Below are 17,172 nucleotides of genomic sequence, written 5' to 3'. Positions count from 1 at the left end.
CCGTCCGCTCGGCCCCACCTAGCGGGCGCCTAAGCTGGCTCTAACGGGACACTCCTCGCGGATGCCAGCTTAGGTTCTTTTCAATGAGCGTCGATATCGGGGCCGGCACCGGCCTCGCGGAAGATGCTCGACCTTTTGTCTGCGCGTGATCCGCGGGGGGAGACCTCGCGGATCACGCCCGAACCACGGACAATCCCACAATGTCGACCGAGGCCCTAATCCAGGTCATCGCGAGCGGGCTCCTCATGGGCCTCATCTACGCGCTGATCGCAGTCGGTCTGTCGCTCATCTTCGGGCTGATGGACGTCGTCAACTTCGCCCATGGCGAGTTCCTGATGGTGGCGATGTACGCCACGTTCGGACTCTGGCTCGTCAGCGGCATCGATCCGGTCCTGCTCGCGCCCGCCGTGACCGCGCTGCTCTTCGTGATGGGCGCGCTGGTCTATCTGGGCATCGTCCGCTATGCGATGCGGGCCAAGGCCAATATCGGCATGGTGCAGATCTTCGCCACTTTCGGCCTTGCGATCCTGATCCAGGGGCTGTCGCAATATTTCTTCACCCCCGATTACCGCAGCATCTCCAACACCTGGCTCGGCGGCCATACGCTGAATGTGTTCGGCGTCTATCTGCCCTGGCCGCAGATCTATGGCGGCGTGATCTCGGTCCTGGTGTTCGGCGGCCTCTACCTGCTGATGTCGCGCACCGATTTCGGACGGGCGCTTGAGGCGACGCGAGAGGACCAGGGCGCCGTGGCGCTGGTCGGCATCGACCGCAACCGAGTGTTTGCGCTCGGCTGGGGTCTCGGCGCGGCGCTTGTCGGCATCGCCGGGGCGGTTCTGGCGATCTTCTACTACATCCACCCGCAGGTCGGGGCGACCTTCGCGCTGATCGCCTATGTGACGGTTGCGCTCGGCGGTTTCGGCAGCGTTTTCGGCGCGCTGGTCGCCGGGGTGATCGTCGGGCTGGTCGAGGCGCTGACGGCGGTGATCCTGCCCTCCTCGCTGAAGGCGGTCGGGGTGTATGCGCTTTATCTCGGTGTGGTTTTCGTGCGGCCGAGCGGCCTATTCGGGAGGCTTTGATGACGTCAGCGGTTCTTCCTAACTCGGTTCTCGCCAACGAGAACGCCTTCGCCTCGCGGCGGCGCAACCAACTCATCATCGCCGGCCTGATCTTCGCAGCCGTCGCGGCGCTCCCCCGGTTCGTCACCGACGTCTACATGCAGAACGTCCTGATCCTGACGCTGATGTTCGCGGCGCTGTCACAGAGCTGGAATATTTTGGGCGGCTATTGCGGCCAGATTTCGCTGGGACACGCCCTCTATTTCGGCGTCGGCGCCTATGCGACGACGGTGCTGTTCGTCAAATACGGCGTGTCCCCCTGGTTCGGGATGCTGGCCGGCGGCGCGATGTCGGCGGTGCTGGCACTGGCGCTCGGCTGGCCCTGCTTCCGGCTGAAGGGGCATTATTTCTCCATCGCCACCATCGTCATCGCCGAGATCGGCCTGCTGCTGGTGCATAATTGGGATTATCTGGGCGGCGCGCTCGGCATCCAATGGCCGTTCGGCCCGGACAATTGGGCAACGCTGCAATTCGCGCGTGACAAGATCCCTTACTTTTACTTCGCGCTCGGCCTGTTCATCGTCACCTGGCTGGTCACCTATTTCATCGAGGAATCGCGCTGGGGCTATTGGTGGCGCGCGGTGAAGGACAATCCGGAAGCGGCTGCAAGCCTCGGCGTCACCGTGTTCGAATCCAAGATGGCCGCCGCCGCGATCTCCGCCTTCTTCACCGCCATCGGCGGCGCCTTCTACGCGGCCTTCGTCGCCTATATCGACCCGGAAAGCGTCATGGCCTTCCGCTTCTCGCTGCTGATGGCGCTGCCGGCCGTACTCGGCGGCATCGGAACGCTGTGGGGACCGGCCGTCGGCGCCGCCATCCTGATCCCGATCACCGAGATCACGCGCTCCTATGCCGGCGGTGGCGGCTCGGGCCTCGACCTCATCATCTACGGCACGCTGATCATGGTCGTCGCTCTCGCCAAGCCCGAAGGCATCCTGAGCATCTTCCGGCGCAGCGCCAAATCGGAGAACGCGTCATGAGCGCCGAACCCATCCTGAAAGTCGAAAATGTGACGCGGCGCTTCGGCGGCCTCGTCGCCAATAGCGGCGTCAATGTCGAGGTGAGGCAGGGCGAAATCCTCGGCCTGATCGGCCCGAACGGTGCCGGCAAGTCGACCTTGTTCAACCTGATCGCCGGAGCGTTCCCGCCCTCGGAAGGCAAATTCATCTTCGAGGGCAAGGACATCACCAATCTCTCGGCGCCGAGGCGCTGTCAGCTCGGCATCGCGAGAACCTTCCAGGTGCCCAAGAGCTTCGACACGATGACGGTGATCGAGAATGTCATCGTCGGCGGTTTCGTCCGCCATCCGGGGGCGGCGGCGGCGCGGCGGGCGGCACTCGAAGTGCTCGACTTCGCCGCGCTGAGCCACCGCGCCAATTCGCCCGCCAGCGAATTGACGCCGCCGGAGAAGCGCCGCCTGGAAGTGGCGCGGGCGCTGGCCACCCAGCCGCGCCTCTTGCTGCTCGACGAGGTGATGACCGGCCTCACGCCCAGCGAAGCCCGGCTCGGCGTCGATCTGGTCAAGCGCGTGCGCGATCAGGGCGTCACCGTCGTCATGGTGGAGCATGTCATGGAAATCGTCATGCCGCTGGTCGACCGGGCCGTCGTGCTCGATCTCGGCCGCGTGCTGGCCGAGGGAACACCGGCCGAAGTCGTGCGCGATCCGCGCGTCATCACCGCCTATCTGGGAGAGCGTCACCGTGCTGCTTGACGTCGAAAAGCTGACCACCTCCTATCGCGGCCTGATCGCGATTTCGGATATTTCGCTGGCCGTGGCGGAGGGCGAGATCGTCGCCGTCGCTGGGGCGAATGGGGCAGGCAAGTCCACTTTGCTGAAGTCGATCTCCGGCATGGAGCGGCCGCGCGACGGCGCCGTCACCTTCGCCGGGGACCGCATCGAGACGCTGCCCGCGCATCTGATCACCGCGCGGGGGCTGGCTTATGTGCCCGAGAACCGGCGGCTGTTCCCGCGCCTGTCCGTGTATGACAATCTGCGCCTCGGCAGCTACATGCACAGGAAGCTGCCGGATCGCGATGCGCCGCTGGAGCGCTGCTTTGCCCTGTTCCCCCGCCTGAAAGAGCGCCTGTCGCAGCGGGCGGAGACGCTGTCCGGCGGCGAGCAGCAGATGCTCGCCATCAGCCGCGCGCTGATGACCCGGCCCAAGCTTTTGATGCTGGACGAGCCGTCGCAAGGCATCATGCCGAAGCTGGTGGATGAAATTTTCCAGGCGGTGCTGTCGATCCGCGCGACGGGGGTGACGATCCTGATCGTCGAGCAGCGTCTCGCCGAAAGCCTGGAGATCGCGGATCGGGGCTACGTCCTGCAGACGGGCCGCGTGGTCCTCTCCGGCAGCGCGGCGGATCTGCGCGACAATCCGGATATCCGGCGCGCCTATCTGGGAATTTAGCCCCGCCATCATTCCCTGAGCAGCACCTCGCCCGCGACGGCCATAGCCCTCTCTCCTTGTGGGAGAGGGCAGGGCTGCGCCAAAGCGCTGCGCGAGCCCGGAGCGGGTCGCCGCCTGTCAGCCGTCCGGCGCGATCACATCCTGCGCGGCGACGGCGGCCTGGGTGCGGGTGCGGACGCCCAGCTTGCGGAAAATGTTGGAGACGTGGATCTTCACCGTCTGCTCGGCGATGTTGAGCTCGGCGGCGATTTCCTTGTTCAGCCGCCCCTCCATGATCCGGCGCAGGATGCGCAATTGCTGGGCCGAGAGGCTCGCGATGCGGCGCGCCCGCTCGGCCTCGGATGATTCATGGGCGGGTCCGGTTTCGCGCTGGATCTCCGGCGCCCAGATCTCGCCCTGCAGCACCTTGGTGATGGCGAGCAGCATCTCCTCGAGTTCCATGTTCTTCGAGATGAAGCCCGATGCCCCCGCGCCGAGAATGCGGCGGATGATGTCCGGGTCGCCATAGCCGGAGATCGCCAGCAGCGGCGTCGCCGGATAGCGCGCCAGCAGCGCGGTCAGCCCGTCCAGGCCGTTCGCGCCGGGCATCCGGACGTCGAGCAGGATCAGATCGACATGGTGCTTGGCGCGGTCGGCCGCCGCCGTGACCTCGGCGAGCGTCAGGCATTGGACGACTTCGAGCTCCGGCCAGACTTCCTGCATCGCCCCGCAGAGGGCGCCGAGCACCAAGGGGTGATCGTCGCCGATGATGATACGGGTCGGGTGGCAGAGCCCGGCTTCGGGCGGCACGGTGGTCATGGGCGGTCCCGGCGGTTCATGGCACGAGCGAGCGGCTGGCCGTGCTGATCAGCCAGCGCCGCAGCGCGCCCGGTTTCAATGGTTTGAGCAGCACCTCGCAGCTTTGCGCCCGCGCCTGCTCTATCACGGCCTCGGAGCCGTTCGCGGTCACCAGCGCCATGGGGATACCGCGCCCCCAGCGGGCTTGCAGCTCGGCCGCCACCTGCAGGCCGGTGCGGCCCGCGCCGACATGATAGTCGAGCAGCGCGGCGTCGGGAATGCGGCCGGCGAGGGCAGCGAGGGCGGTTTCGGCATCGGCGGCGGCGATGCAGCGATGGCCCCATTCCTGCAGCAGCGCCTTGGTGCCGCGCCGGACGGCCTCTTCGTCGTCGATGCACAGCACCGTCAGCGGACGCGAGGCGAGCGCGTCATGCGTCGGACGGGCGGGCGCGGGGGGCTCCGCCTCGGGCCGGCGGAGGCGCGGGACGAGCACCGAGAACACCGAGCCGGAGCCCTGTTCGGAGCGCACTTCGATGCGATGGCCGAGCAATTTGCAGGTGCGGTCGACGATGGCGAGACCGAGGCCGAGGCCTCGATCGCCGGCCGGGGTATCGTCCAGCCGCTTGAATTCCTCGAAGACGGACCGGAGATGTTCCGGCGGAATGCCGACGCCGCTATCCCAGATCTCGATGCGGGTGATGTCGCCGCGATGGCGGCAGCCGAGCACGATCTTGCCCTTCGGCGTGTAGCGGATGGCGTTCGACAGGATGTTCTGCAGCACCCGGCGCAGCAGGCCCGGATCGGTCTCGATCATCCCGGCATTGGCGACCACCCGGAAATCCAGCCCGCGCTCCTCGGCCAGCACGGAATATTCGCGCTTCAACTGGCCGAGCAGGATTTTCAGCGAAACCGGCTCGATCTTGGGCTGGACGATGCCGGTGTCGAGCGAGGAAATGTCCAAAAGGCTCTCGATCAGTTGCTCGGTCGAGCGCAGCGCGGCATCGGCGCTCAGCGCGTGCTCGACCTGGCGGCCCTTCACCTCGGCGATTTCGTCCGGGCCGTGCGCGTCCTTGGCCAAATTGCTCACCAGGGCGGCAACGAACAGGCGCGCCGCGTGCAGCGGTTGCAGCAGGTCGTGGCTGGCGGCGGCGAGGAAGCGGGTCTTGCCGGCATTGGCAAGCTCGGCGTCGGCCTTGGCGGCTTCGAGCGCCTGGGTGCGCTCCGCGACGCGCAGCTCCAGCCGGTCCTTGGCATCGCGCAGCGCCGCCGCCGCCTGCATCCGTTCGGTGACATCGGTGAAGGTGGCGATATAGCCGCCTTCCGCCATCCGGTCGAAAATGATCTCGATCACCCGTCCGTCGAGCCGCGTGCGCTGATAGACGAACGGCCAGCGCAGGCCCGGCGCTCCTGCCTCGACCTTGTCGATGAAAGCCGCCAGCGCCTCGCCGCCATGCTCGCCGCGCGTCAGGTTGAACTCGATGACGCGCTGGATCGGCAGGCCGGTCTGGACGAAGCCGGGCGGCAGATCCAGCAGGGTCAGGAAGCGGTTGTTCCAGGCGGTCAGGCGGAACTTGTCGTCATAGGCGCACAGCCCCTGCGGGATGCCCTCGAGCATTCCGCGCGTCAGCGTGTGATTGATCCGCAGGGCTTCGGAAGCCTCGTCCAGCATCTCCTTGGCGGCGAAGCGCGACAGCGTGCTGTTCTCGAGCGCCGCCGCCATCACCACCCGGGCCGAGGCCGCGCCGATCGCCTGGGAAAGAAGCTGCTCGGTGAAGCGGATAGCGTCGAGATCGGCATAGCCCATGTCCATGACCGCCGCGCCCGCGCCGGTCCGCCGCCGCCTGACGTAATCGTCGAAGACCGCCGCCGCCGTCGCCGCGCCGAGAAAGCTGATGGCGAGCGCCTTCAGATCCTCCAGCCGCACCAGCGCGCGCAAACGGCCCTGCGCCGGGCGCCCCTCGGTCTCGAAGCCGACGAAGGCTTCGGCCTGGATGCGGTCGATGGGCTTTTGGAAGGTCAGCAGCGAGACCGCGCAGAAGGTGGCGCAATTGGCGGCCAGGCTCCACAGGCTGGAGAAGCTGATAATGTCAAGCTGGCCCGTCGCGAAGGGCGCGTTCTGGCGGAACCATCCCGGACCGAAGGGCAGGTCGGCGACGAAATGCAAGCCCTGCGCCAGCGAGGGGAACAGCAGCGTATAGGCCCAGACCGCGAGGCCGATGCAAATGCCGGCCGCCGCGCCATAGCGGTTGGCCCGCCGCCAATAGAGGCCGCCGATGAAGGCCGGCCCGATTTGGGCGATGGCGACGAAGGAGACGAGGCCGATCAGCGTCAGCGGATAGTTCTGGTCGATCAGCCGGTGCGCGGCGTAGGCCAGCAGCAGCACGGCGACGACGGCGATGCGCCGGATCATCAAAAGCCGCGAGCCGACATCGCCGCCGAGCACGAAGCCGCGATAGCCCGCGCGCATGATGGCGGGCACGACGACGTCGTTGCACAGCATGGTGCTAAGCGCCACCACCGAGACAATCACCATGCCGGTCGCCGCCGAGAACCCGCCGATAAAGGACAGCAAGGTCATGGCCCGGCTCTGCGCATGGATCGGCAGGTTGATCATGAAGGTGTCGGGGCTGACCTCGCCGCCGAAGGTCACGATGCCGGCGACGGCGATCGGCACCATGAACAGGCTGAAGGCGGCCAGATAGACCGGATAGAGCCAGCGGGAGGAGCGCATATGGCCCGGCGACTCATTCTCCACCATGGCGACGTGAAAAGCCTGCGGCAGGCAGATGAAGGCGAAGAACGAGATCAGCGTGCCGGAGAACCAGGTCGGGTTGCCGAGGTCGACCTCGAGCAGGCGGCTGAGCCTCTGATCCGAGGCCGCACGGCTGAAGAGATCGTCGAAGCCGTCGAACATGCCGAAGACGATGAAGGCGGCCACGGTCAGGAAGGCGGCCATCTTGATGAGGCTTTCGAAGGCGATGGCCAGCATCAGGCCGCGATGATGCTCGCTCGCCTGCACATGGCGGACGCCGAAGATGATGGCGAAGGCCGCCATCGCGATCGCCACGGCAAAGGGCGTGTCATGCAGGCCGGAGGATGGCGCGCTTTGCCCGCCAGGGGTGCCGGTGGCGACGTCGAAGCTGGCGCCGACCGCCTTCAATTGCAGCGCGATATAGGGCAGCACGCTGATCAGCGCGCCGATGGTGACGATGGCGGCGATGGTCTGGCTCTTGCCGTAGCGCGAGGCCATGAAGTCGGCGATGGAATTGACGTGATAGGCCTTGGTGATGCTGTAGATGCGCAAAAGCAGCGGCTGGCAGAACAGCAGGATGAAGGTCGGCGCGATGTAGATCGGCAGGAAATCGAAGCCGCTCGCCGCCGCCCGGCCGACCGAGCCGTAAAAGCTCCAGGAGGTGTTGTAGATGGCGAGCGTCAGCGCGTAGGCGCAGATCGCGGCCAGGCCGCCGCGCCGGAACAGGTCGCCGCGCGCGGCGCGCCGGTCGCCCCACCACGCCACCATGAACAGGATCCCGACATAGGCGGTCGAGACCAGAATGACGATCCACGCCGGCATCCGAAGACCTGCAACGCAACACACCCGGCCCCCGCGCCATCGCCGCAAAGCGAACGCAATTTATGGCAAGCCGTCAAGTTACGGTTTCTTCAGTTTTGGGGCGGAAGCGGGCCGGGTTGTGGCGCTGCTGCAGGTGTGGGGCCGGTTCAGACGGATCTGACTAACGCCCGATCCTAAGCCTGAACTCCTCCCGTCGTCCCGGGCGGCCGTCAGGCCGAACCGGGACCCACTCGCGGCACAGCGGGCACCGTGGTCAGCGATGGGCTAGTGGGCCCCGGCTCTACGGTCGGGGCGACGTATTTTATTGCTTACGCTGAGGGCAATCGCGGCGCTCGGGCGGCTTTTACTTAGCCCGCCCCCACTCTAAATGACGCCGAGCTTCTTCTGCAGGTTGGAGGACGAGGTCGTGTACTGGAACAGCAGCCGCTTGCCCGGGAAGATGATGTGATAGGCTTGCTGCGCCATCAGCGCGGCCTCGTGGAAGCCGGAAAGGATGAGCTTCAGCTTGCCGGGATAGGTGTTGATGTCGCCGATGGCGAAGATGCCGGGCTCGGAGGTTTGGAATTTCTCGGTGTCGACCGGGATCAGGTTCTCTTCCAGGTTCAGCCCCCAATCGGCGATCGGGCCGAGCTTCATGGTCAGGCCGAAAAACGGCAGCAGACGGTCGCAGGCGAGGTCGAACACCTCGGTGCCCTGACCGCGCACGCTCAAGCCTTCGAGCTGCCCGTCGGCGCCGCGTAGCTGCGTCACCTGGCCGATGCGGAGCTGCATGGCGCCGCTCGCGACCAGCTCGCGCATCTTCTTCACGCTATCGGGCGCGGCGCGGAACTCGTCGCGGCGGTGGATCAGCGTCATGGATTTGGCGATGGGCTGCAGATTCAGCGTCCAGTCGAGCGCCGAATCGCCGCCGCCGACGATCACCACGTCGCGGCCGCGAAACTCGTCCATGCGCTTGACGGCATAGAAAACCGATTTGCCCTCAAAGCCTTCGATGCCTTCGAGCGGCGGGCGCTTCGGCGTGAATGAGCCGCCGCCGGCGGCGATCACCACCACCTTGGCGCGGAAGCGTATGCCGCCATCGGTCGCGAGCTCGAAACCGTCCTCGGTCCGGGTCAGGCTGTCGACGCGCTCGTTGAAATGGAAGGTCGGGTGGAACGGCTTGATCTGCTCCAAAAGCCGGTCGGTCAGTTCCTGGCCGGTGACGATGGGCAGGGCAGGGATGTCGTAAATCGGCTTTTCGGGATAGAGCTCGGCGCATTGGCCGCCGGGGCGGTCCAGAATGTCGATGACGTGTGACTTGATGTCGAGCAGGCCCAGCTCGAACACGGCGAACAGGCCGACCGGGCCAGCGCCGATGATGATCGCGTCCGTCTGAATGGGAGAATCGCCGTTCATATCTGTCACGCCCTCGAAACCAAGTGCGGCGCGGCCATGCTCTCCGGCGCGCTCACCGGATAATTAAGAGGCTGAGCGGAAAAGCTCAACCCTGGTGTTCGGGAATCCGAACGATTAGTCCGTTAAAAGCATCGGAGATGCGAAGCTGGCAGCTCAGCCGGCTTTCCGGGCGGATATCGAAGGCAAAATCCAGCATGTCCTCTTCCATTTGCGACGGCTCGCCGGTGGTTTCGCGCCAGGCAGGATCGACATAGACATGGCAGGTGGCGCAGGAGCAGGCGCCGCCGCATTCGGCGACGATGCCGGGCACGTCGTGCTTGATCGCCGTTTCCATCACCGTCTGCCCGACTTCGCCATCGACGATGAAGTCGCGGCCTTCGTGATCGATATAGGTGATCTTGGGCATCGTGGCGTCGGTCCAGTCCAGTTGGAGGGCAAGGCGCAACCGGCCTGCCGAGGCAATGCACCCGGAGCGGTATATAGGCGATCGGACGCCCCGCTTCCAGCCCGTTTTCCGTCTCGCACACCGCCAAAAATCAAAACGGCGCCCGGGTATTTCGGGGCGCGCGGCCGAGGGCGGTGACGGGAAGGGGCTGGAAGGGCTTAAAGCACGCTGGCGATGAACAAATTGGCGTCCCGGATCTGGTTGGCGAGGGTGCGCAGAATGTCGTCGCGCGAGGCTTGCGGACCGTCGAAGCTGAGCTGTTCGGCGGCGTCCGCCGTCTGCAGGATCTGCCATGCGCCGACCCCGCGGGCCGACGCCTTCAGCACGCGGGCCGCCTCGCGCCACGCATCGCCGTCCGCGGCGCGCGACAGCTTGTCGAAATACAGCCCGGTCTGCCGGCGGAACAGCTCCAGCACCTCGCGTTCGACCGCGCTGTTGCCCATGGTGTAGCGCGACAGATGCGCGAGATCGACCGGCCGGTGACGAAAGGCGACATGCGTTTCCATTTCGATCTCCGGCTCACGGCCATGCTGCAAACTCAGTTCCATTCTGTCTCCCTCGCGAATAAATCAAAAAGCCTGCCCGGCGCCACCACTTAGGGCTGCGCAGAAGCAAGCTTATCAACTACAGGCTGTCAAGCTGTGTTCAATGCGAGGTAAGCGGCCCAATTTGACCCTTTTATGTTTTTCGGCTGCCCCATAAAAGTTTCTGGCCAGAGCGGCGCGGGCCAAGGAAAAATCCCGCATTTCCAGGCGCCTAGCGGTCACTACTTATGGCACGCCTGGAGAGATTCATCTTTTTTTAGCCTCAAATTCTGGGTAAAAGAAGATCTCTTTCTATGGGGCCAATTTTGCTTTTTTTACTGGGTAGTGCTCTTTGGCAACGGAGTGGTGTGATCGGCGAGTAAGGCGTAAGCACCGGGGGGAATTCAGTGGGTTGCGGCACGCTCTGTCTTGCAACTCGGCCGTTTAAAGTATAACGGATTCCGTGAGGGACCTTTCCTGTGCTATCCCACCCTGCATGACACGCATTCACCTTTGATTAGGACGGCGGAATGTCTCAAAAACCGGCAAAATCCCGCGATAACGGCGCTGACTCAGTCGTTTCCCGGGACAATCTGGCGGCGGAAAACTCCGGCGAATCGCAGGAGAGTTCCGGCGCTCCGGCCGGCAAGAAGCTTCCTCCCGCCGCCGGCAGGGCACCGGGAACGCAGGCTGCCGTCAGAGGATCGGCCGCCGTCGCGACTCAGTCGCCGCGCGGCGCGTCCGTCTCCCGCGCCCAGGCCGGGCCGGTGCGCGCCATCGCCGCCAATGACGATATGCCCTCGATCGGCGGGCTGGTCTACGCCCTCCAGCAGCGCCCCTCGAAATCGCCCTTCTACATCGCGCTGGCGGCGTCCGCGATCTGGTTCGTGCTCGGCTGCCTGATCGCCTGGTCGGTGATCTCGAAGAACCCGGACGGCATCACCAGTCTCTCCGATGTGTTCTCGACGCCCTCCATCGTCGCCGTCATCGCCACCATCATCATCCCGATCGCGCTGTTCTGGTTCCTCGCCATCCTCGTTTGGCGCGCCCAGGAATTGCGGCTGATGTCCTCGGCCATGACAGAGGTCGCCATTCGCCTCGCCGAGCCCGACAAGATGGCCGAGCAGTCGGTCGCCTCGCTCGGCCAGACGGTGCGCCGCCAGGTCGCCGCCATGAACGACGCGATCTCGCGTGCGCTCGGCCGCGCCGGCGAACTCGAAGCGCTGGTGCATAATGAAGTCGCGGCGCTGGAGCGGTCCTATAGCGAAAACGAAAACCGCATCCGCAACCTCATCAACGAACTGGCCAGCGAGCGTGAGGCGCTTGCCAATAACAGCGACCGCGTCAGCGAGGCGCTGCGCGGCATCGGCTCGCATGTGACGCGCGAAATCAGCGCGGCCAGCGAGCGCGCCAGCCAGGCCATGACTCAGGCCACTTCGACGCTCGCCGATACGCTGGCCAGCCGCGGCAACAAGATCACCGCCGCCGTCACCGCCGCCGGCTCGGTCATCGACGAGAAGCTCGCCGACCGCGGCGCGCGCATTACCGAACAGCTCGTCAAGCACGGCGCCCAGGCGGCCGAGCAGCTCCATCGCTCGGGCCTCGAAGTTACCCGCTCGATCCAGGAAACCTCCGACCGCACGGCAGCCGCCATCTCCGCCAAGGGCAACAATCTCGTCGCCTCCGTGATGAGCATGAGCGAGCGCGTCGGCCGCGAAATCCCGGTGCTGCTCGAACGGCTCGGCAGCGAGCAGACCCGCCTCAGCGGCATCATCGAGGGTGCGACGAAAAATCTGTCGGCATTGGAAGGCGCGCTGGCACAACGCACGGAATCGCTTAACACTTCGCTGCACGACCGAACGAAGATGCTGCAAACCGTGTTGAGCGAGCAAAGCCGCGTGATCGACGATTCCCTGGCCGAACGCACACAAGCCCTCGAAACCATCCTCGGCCGCCGCGCCCAGGCCTTTGACGCCACCCTCGCCGAGCGCACCAAGTCGCTCGACGCGTCGGTGTCGCGCTATACCGGCAACATCCGCGAGACGCTGGAGCAACATTCGCGGGCGATGGAGAAATCGCTGTCGCGGCAGGCCGGCTCGATCCAGCATGTGGTCACCACCTCGACGACGCAGATTCAGCGCGCCGTGGAAGAGCTGGCGCGCGGTTCGGGCAGCTCCTCGGACGCGCTCGGGGCCCATGCGAACATGCTGAAGGAGGTCTCGAACGGCCTCCTCACCCAAATCCACACGCTGACCAAGCGCTTCGAGGACCAGGGCGCCAATATCATCAGCGCCGCCCGCCAGCTCGAATCGCAGAACACCAAGGTCGACTCGATGATGGAGTCGCGCCAGGCCCAGCTCTCCAAGATGATCGAGGGCATCAACGGCCGGGCCGTCGAACTCGACCGCATGATGCACAACTATTCCAACATGCTGGAGCAGTCGCTGGCCCAGGCCGAGGTCCGCGCCCGGCAGGTGACGGAGATGCTGGCCCGCGACAGCGCCGACAAGTCGCAGACGGCGGTTAAGGATCTCGAACGACTGCGGGCCGAGGCGCAGGCGCATACGTCCCGCGCCATCTCGGAGCTGAAATCCAGCTTCTCCTCGCTTTCGGAACAGGTCTCCAACCAGCTCTCCGGCTTCACCAACAGCTTCAATGAAACCACGCAGCAGGTGCGCGGCGCGACCCATCAGGCCGCCAGCGAGCTGGAGATGACCCAGACCGAGCTGAAGCGGCAGGCCAAAGCCTTGCCCGAGGCCACCAAGGAGAGCGCCAAGGCCATGCGCCGGGCGCTGCAGGACCAGCTTTCCGCCCTCGACTCGCTGACCGAGCTCACCTCGCGCCACGGCTATTCCAACCAGGTTTCCAAGCCGGAACAGCCGCAGCCGCCGCAGCAGCCAACTCAGCAGCAGCCCCTGCCGCCGCTCGCGCGCCAGCAGCCGCCCGAGCAGGGCCGTCCGCCGCGCATGCAGCAGCCGGACAATCGCGACATGACGATGCCGCCGCAGCATGACCCGATGCGCCGCGACGCCCCGCCGCCCCAGGCGCCGCGCGGCTATGCCGACGATTGGGGCGCGCCGCACGGGCATGATTCGCTGGAAGCGGTCAGCGCCGGCCTCATGGAGCGCATGGAAAGCCAGCCTCCGCACCGGGACTCGCAGTCCGATTTCGATATGATGGGGCGTCCGCCGGTGATCGGCAGCCCGGCGCCGGTTCCGGACATGGGCGGCTCGGCGAAATGGTCGCTGGGCGATCTGCTGGCCCGCGCCTCCCGCTCGGATGACGGTTTCGGCGGCGGTGGCGGCAGGGGCGACGATTCTTACGGCATGCCGCCGGTCGCCGCTCCGATGGACGCCGGCCGCGGCAAGCCCGAATCCACCCCGATGATCTTCGACATGAAGGACATCGCCTCCGCCGTCGACGAGCAGGTCGCCGCCGAGGTGTGGATGCGCTACAACAAGGGCGAGCGGCACATCATCAGCCGCAGCATCTACAACCGCGAAGGTCAGGCGACCTTCGAACAGGTTCAGCGCCGCTACGAGAACGACACCACTTTCCGTCACATCGTCGACCGCTACCTCGCCGATTTCGAGCGGATGCTGCAGGATGCCAGCAAAGCCGACCCGAAGGGCCGGACCGTGCAGACGCATCTCACCTCCGAGACGGGGCGCATCTATCTGGTGCTCGGCCATGCCAGCGGGCGGCTGGTGGTCTGATCTGCGGCGCGCTTAGCGTCGCGCCGGTCCGGCTTCTTGTGCCCGTGATTTGCGTTTGTGAATGGTCCGCGCCAAAGATGCTGGTCGGGGCAGGGGCCGACGGCGCAGCATTTCGGTTCAGACAAAGCACCTGCAAACCGCAGCCGAACTCACTCCCATTGCCCGTGGGGAGTGGGAGTCTGGCTGCGTATTGCGATTGAGGCGCTGCGTCTAGACCGAGCGCGAAGGCCCGCGATAGTCGCCTTCGTCGATGCTGAGCGCGGCGGAAATTTCCTCGGCAACACCGTCGGGGATCGGCCGCTCGAAATCGCGGCTGCGGACGAAATCGCGGATCTCGCCGGAATAATACTCGCTATTGCGCGCATCATCGCGATCGTCGAACACGCTCATCAGCTCGGCTTCGATCTCGCTCAGCAGCGCGGACATCCGTTCGGCGCGGATGACGACGGTCTCCTGCGCGCCGCAGGCCCGCTCGATCTCCTCGGCGCGCTCGCGGATCTGCCGGGCAACGCCCTGGAACACGCCTGCAGCCTGCAACGCATAGGCCGCGCTGTGAATGCTCGCGGCGGCGTCGCGAATGACGCGGGTCTCCTCGCCAAGCGCGGCGGGGATGGTCTCGAAGCTGAAGCGGCGGACGGGCAGCGCCGTGACCTCGCCCGATACGCCCGGCATCTGCGCCATATCGCTGCGGGCCTGGCCGATCGCCTCGCGCAAAGTGGCGAGCGTATCGAGCGGACTGCCATCATCGACGACCTTGCCGCTTTCGCGCATCGCCGATTCGAGTTTGCCGATGGCGGCGAGCAGCATATTGGTTTCGGCCGAGCGATTGCGCTCGAGATAGCAGGCCAGGAACCAGCGGCCACGGCTCGTCTCGCGGATTGCGCGCTCGATGGCGTCGTAATCGGTCGTAATCGCTGTAATAGATGACGGCGGTGACGGCATCATTGGGTCTTACGCTTGGCTGACGTTACGGAAATGGGCGCGATCCCACGCCCCAGACTATGGGTCCAAACAATTAGCGATTGGTTTAATACCCCGTGCAGCGGATGAATGAATCTATGGCGGAGGCCCGCGATCCGGGCTTCGCCTGGCGGCTTTCCGCCTTTTATGTCGCGAGCTTTTTCATCGTCGGCTGCTACATGCCGTTCCTGCCGGTCTGGCTGCGCTGGCGGGGCGTGGACGATGCGCAGATCGCATTGATCTACGCCGTGCCGGTGTTCGTCCGGGCCATTTTCACGCCCCTCATGACCTTCATGGCGGACCGAACCGGACGGCCGGTGATGCTGCTGAAATGGCTGGCCTGGAGCGCCCTTTTGTCGGTGCTGCTGCTGCCCGCCACCGATGGATTTCCGCAGATTTTCGCGGTTATCCTGCTGTTCACGCTGTTTTGGATGTCCGTCATTCCGCTGACCGATGCCGTCGCCCTGACCGGCGCGCGCAACGGCAAGGCCGATTATGGCCGGATGCGGCTGTGGGGCTCGTTCAGCTATATCGCCATGACGGTCGGCGCGGGCGCGGCGGTCGGCCTCTGGGGACCGGTCGCGGCTTTGTGGAGCTTCGTCGCCGCTGCCGTCTCGGTGGTGGTTACGGTTTACGTGCTGCCGGACGTGAAGCCGGTCGCGGGCGACGGTTTGCCGCTGCCGAAATTGCGGCTCGCCGATCTCGGGCAGCTCGTCGGCTCGCCGATGGTCTGGCTGTTCCTGGCGGCGACCAGCGCCATCCAGGCGGCCCACGCGGTCTATTACATTTTCGGCACGCTGAATTGGCAGGCGGACGGCATTTCGCCCACCGTGATCGGCGCCCTCTGGGGCATCGGTGTCATCGCCGAGATCGTGCTGTTCGGCTATGGCGCTCTGGTCTCGCGCTATTTCGGGCCGGCGCAATTGCTGGTGCTGGCGGGAGGCGCGGCGGTGCTGCGCTGGACGATCACGGCCTACGCCCCGCCATTGCCGGTGCTGTTCCTGACGCAAACGCTGCATGGTCTAACCTTCGGTGCGGCGCATCTTGGCGCGATGCAGTTCATGAGCAAGGCCCTGCCGGAGCGGCTGGCGGCGTCGGCGCAAGGGCTTTACGCCTCGGTCACGGCAGGGGTGGTGATGGGATCGGCTTCATTGGCGGCGGGGCCGCTCTACCGGAATTTCGGCGGCGGCGCATATCTGGCGATGGCGGTTCTCGCTTCGGTCGGGCTGGCGGCGAGCATCCTTTTGCAGCGCCGCTGGCGCGGCGGTCTGATCCTCACCCCCATAGCGCGGGCGGTGCCGGCAGAATGAGCGGGCCGTCGAAGGCGAGGCCCGGCTCGCGGTCGCGCTCCAGCAGCAGCGGGCCGTCGAGATCGACCCAGTCGGCGCCTTGCGCCAGCACCAGGGCAGGGGCCATGGCGAGCGAGGTCGAGACCATGCATCCGACCATGATCTTCAGCCCGAGCGCGCGGGCGCGATCGGCCATCGCGAGCGCTTCGGTGAGGCCGCCGGTTTTGTCGAGCTTGATGTTGACGGCGTCATAGCGTCCCGCGAGCGCGGCCAGATCGCCGCCCGTATGCACCGATTCATCGGCGCAGACGGGCACCGGACGGTCGATTTCGGCGAGAATGGTATCGTTGCCTGCGGGCAAGGGCTGTTCCACCAGTTCGACCCCGATTTCAGCGCAGACGGCGAGCAATGCTGCCGCCATCTCCGGGCGCCATGCCTCATTGGCGTCGGCGATGAGGCGCGCATCGGGGCGGGCAGCACGAATGGCCCGCAGCCGCTCGGCGTCGCCCTCGCCGCCGAGCTTCAGCTTGAGCAGCGGAAATCTCGCCGCCTCCTTCGACTTGGCGGCCATTATTTCCGGCGTAGCGAGGCTGATCGTATAGGCCGTCAGCACGGGACCGGGTTCATTGCGTCCAGCCAGCGCAAAAGCCGTTACCCCGCGCGACTTCGCCTCGAAATCCCAGAGGGCGCAATCCAACGCATTCCGCGCCGCGCCCGGAGGCAATGCCTCGGCCAGTGACAGGCGATCCGTAAACCGCGCCGCCTCGATCTGCGCCAAACTCGCCTCGGCGCTCTCGCCGTAGCGCGCATAGGGCACGCACTCCCCTCGGCCCGTCACACGCCCGTCGCCGATCTCGGCTACCACGACGACCGCCTCGCGTTTCGCGCCGCGCGCGATGGTAAAGCCGCCCGCGATCGGCCAGGATTCGATCCGCGCCGTCACCGTCAGCGGTCCCACCATGTCTC

The 17,172-nt window shown here is 65.8% G+C and carries 13 protein-coding genes; 6 read left to right on the top strand and 7 right to left on the bottom strand.

The annotated features are described in order from the left end of the window. Positions 1–200: 200 nt before the first annotated feature. Genes BLEFHOIH_RS22125 through BLEFHOIH_RS22110 form a run of 4 tightly spaced genes read left to right on the top strand, consistent with a single transcriptional unit; the run spans position 201 to position 3,526 of the window. Positions 201–1,079 carry a branched-chain amino acid ABC transporter permease gene (locus BLEFHOIH_RS22125; RefSeq protein ID WP_088348216.1) on the top strand — a complete coding sequence of 293 codons (879 nt, stop codon included), beginning with the start codon at positions 201–203 and terminating at the stop codon, positions 1,077–1,079. Next, positions 1,079–2,098 carry a branched-chain amino acid ABC transporter permease gene (locus tag BLEFHOIH_RS22120; protein ID WP_088348215.1) on the top strand — a complete coding sequence of 340 codons (1,020 nt, stop codon included), beginning with the start codon at positions 1,079–1,081 and terminating at the stop codon, positions 2,096–2,098. Before BLEFHOIH_RS22125 ends, BLEFHOIH_RS22120 begins: the two co-directional genes overlap by 1 nt. Then, positions 2,095–2,829, top strand: a complete 735-nt coding sequence (locus tag BLEFHOIH_RS22115; RefSeq protein WP_088348214.1) for an ABC transporter ATP-binding protein — start codon at positions 2,095–2,097, stop codon at positions 2,827–2,829. The genes BLEFHOIH_RS22120 and BLEFHOIH_RS22115 overlap by 4 nt, the downstream gene beginning before the upstream one ends. Beyond that, entirely contained in the window at positions 2,822–3,526 is a 705-nt protein-coding gene (locus BLEFHOIH_RS22110; protein WP_170937347.1) for an ABC transporter ATP-binding protein, read from the top strand. The genes BLEFHOIH_RS22115 and BLEFHOIH_RS22110 overlap by 8 nt, the downstream gene beginning before the upstream one ends. Positions 3,527–3,643: 117 nt before the next feature. Here the strand turns inward: BLEFHOIH_RS22110 and BLEFHOIH_RS22105 are convergent, their stop codons facing one another. The 5 genes from BLEFHOIH_RS22105 to BLEFHOIH_RS27095 all read right to left on the bottom strand — a co-directional run bounded on the left by BLEFHOIH_RS22105 (position 3,644) and on the right by BLEFHOIH_RS27095 (position 10,265). Continuing rightward, the gene (locus BLEFHOIH_RS22105) at positions 3,644–4,324 is read right to left on the bottom strand and encodes a response regulator transcription factor (protein WP_088348212.1); all 681 of its coding nucleotides are present in this window, start codon (positions 4,322–4,324) and stop codon (positions 3,644–3,646) included. Positions 4,325–4,340: 16 nt separating this feature from the next. Beyond that, complete coding sequence (locus BLEFHOIH_RS22100; protein WP_088348211.1) at positions 4,341–7,877, bottom strand: hybrid sensor histidine kinase/response regulator; 3,537 nt, start codon at positions 7,875–7,877, stop codon at positions 4,341–4,343. A gap of 363 nt (positions 7,878–8,240) precedes the next feature. After that, on the bottom strand, positions 8,241–9,272 hold the full coding sequence (locus tag BLEFHOIH_RS22095) for an NAD(P)/FAD-dependent oxidoreductase (RefSeq protein WP_088348210.1): 1,032 nt from the start codon (positions 9,270–9,272) through the stop codon (positions 8,241–8,243). A gap of 85 nt (positions 9,273–9,357) precedes the next feature. Next, positions 9,358–9,678 (bottom strand): 2Fe-2S iron-sulfur cluster-binding protein, encoded by a 321-nt coding sequence (locus tag BLEFHOIH_RS22090; protein ID WP_088348471.1) that lies wholly within the window; start codon positions 9,676–9,678, stop codon positions 9,358–9,360. A gap of 197 nt (positions 9,679–9,875) precedes the next feature. Further along, positions 9,876–10,265, bottom strand: coding sequence for an Hpt domain-containing protein (locus tag BLEFHOIH_RS27095; protein WP_088348209.1), 390 nt, complete (start codon positions 10,263–10,265; stop codon positions 9,876–9,878). 506 nt (positions 10,266–10,771) lie between these two features. On the opposite strand from BLEFHOIH_RS27095, the gene BLEFHOIH_RS22080 reads away from it, so the two are divergent. After that, on the top strand, positions 10,772–13,957 hold the full coding sequence (locus BLEFHOIH_RS22080) for a hypothetical protein (protein WP_088348208.1): 3,186 nt from the start codon (positions 10,772–10,774) through the stop codon (positions 13,955–13,957). 210 nt (positions 13,958–14,167) lie between these two features. On the opposite strand, the gene BLEFHOIH_RS22075 is transcribed toward BLEFHOIH_RS22080, so the two are convergent. Further along, a complete protein-coding gene (locus tag BLEFHOIH_RS22075) occupies positions 14,168–14,899 on the bottom strand; it encodes a hypothetical protein (protein ID WP_210191855.1) in 732 nt (243 codons plus the stop codon). Between the two features lie 116 nt (positions 14,900–15,015). Between BLEFHOIH_RS22075 and BLEFHOIH_RS22070 the strand changes: the two genes are divergently transcribed. Further along, positions 15,016–16,227 carry an MFS transporter gene (locus tag BLEFHOIH_RS22070; protein WP_170937329.1) on the top strand — a complete coding sequence of 404 codons (1,212 nt, stop codon included), beginning with the start codon at positions 15,016–15,018 and terminating at the stop codon, positions 16,225–16,227. Here BLEFHOIH_RS22070 and dgcA read toward each other — a convergent pair. Then, positions 16,193–17,167 (bottom strand): N-acetyl-D-Glu racemase DgcA, encoded by a 975-nt coding sequence (gene dgcA, locus BLEFHOIH_RS22065; RefSeq protein WP_088348470.1) that lies wholly within the window; start codon positions 17,165–17,167, stop codon positions 16,193–16,195. The genes BLEFHOIH_RS22070 and dgcA overlap by 35 nt on opposite strands. Between the last annotated feature and the right edge of the window lie 5 nt (positions 17,168–17,172).

The sequence above is a fragment of the Rhodomicrobium sp. R_RK_3 genome (assembly GCF_002198715.1).
Classification (GTDB): Bacteria; Pseudomonadota; Alphaproteobacteria; order Rhizobiales; family Rhodomicrobiaceae; genus R-RK-3.
This window is presented reverse-complemented; position numbering and strand designations above follow the sequence as displayed.

Coding starts and splice junctions, on each gene's coding strand:
- BLEFHOIH_RS22125 (WP_088348216.1), top strand. CDS start 201: ATGTCGACCGAGGCCCTAATCCAGGTCATCGCGAGCGGGCTCCTCATG.
- BLEFHOIH_RS22120 (WP_088348215.1), top strand. CDS start 1,079: ATGACGTCAGCGGTTCTTCCTAACTCGGTTCTCGCCAACGAGAACGCC.
- BLEFHOIH_RS22115 (WP_088348214.1), top strand. CDS start 2,095: ATGAGCGCCGAACCCATCCTGAAAGTCGAAAATGTGACGCGGCGCTTC.
- BLEFHOIH_RS22105 (WP_088348212.1), bottom strand. CDS start 4,324: ATGACCACCGTGCCGCCCGAAGCCGGGCTCTGCCACCCGACCCGTATC.
- BLEFHOIH_RS22100 (WP_088348211.1), bottom strand. CDS start 7,877: ATGCCGGCGTGGATCGTCATTCTGGTCTCGACCGCCTATGTCGGGATC.
- BLEFHOIH_RS22095 (WP_088348210.1), bottom strand. CDS start 9,272: ATGAACGGCGATTCTCCCATTCAGACGGACGCGATCATCATCGGCGCT.
- BLEFHOIH_RS22090 (WP_088348471.1), bottom strand. CDS start 9,678: ATGCCCAAGATCACCTATATCGATCACGAAGGCCGCGACTTCATCGTC.
- BLEFHOIH_RS27095 (WP_088348209.1), bottom strand. CDS start 10,265: ATGGAACTGAGTTTGCAGCATGGCCGTGAGCCGGAGATCGAAATGGAA.
- BLEFHOIH_RS22080 (WP_088348208.1), top strand. CDS start 10,772: ATGTCTCAAAAACCGGCAAAATCCCGCGATAACGGCGCTGACTCAGTC.
- BLEFHOIH_RS22075 (WP_210191855.1), bottom strand. CDS start 14,899: ATGCCGTCACCGCCGTCATCTATTACAGCGATTACGACCGATTACGAC.
- BLEFHOIH_RS22070 (WP_170937329.1), top strand. CDS start 15,016: ATGGCGGAGGCCCGCGATCCGGGCTTCGCCTGGCGGCTTTCCGCCTTT.
- dgcA (WP_088348470.1), bottom strand. CDS start 17,167: ATGGTGGGACCGCTGACGGTGACGGCGCGGATCGAATCCTGGCCGATC.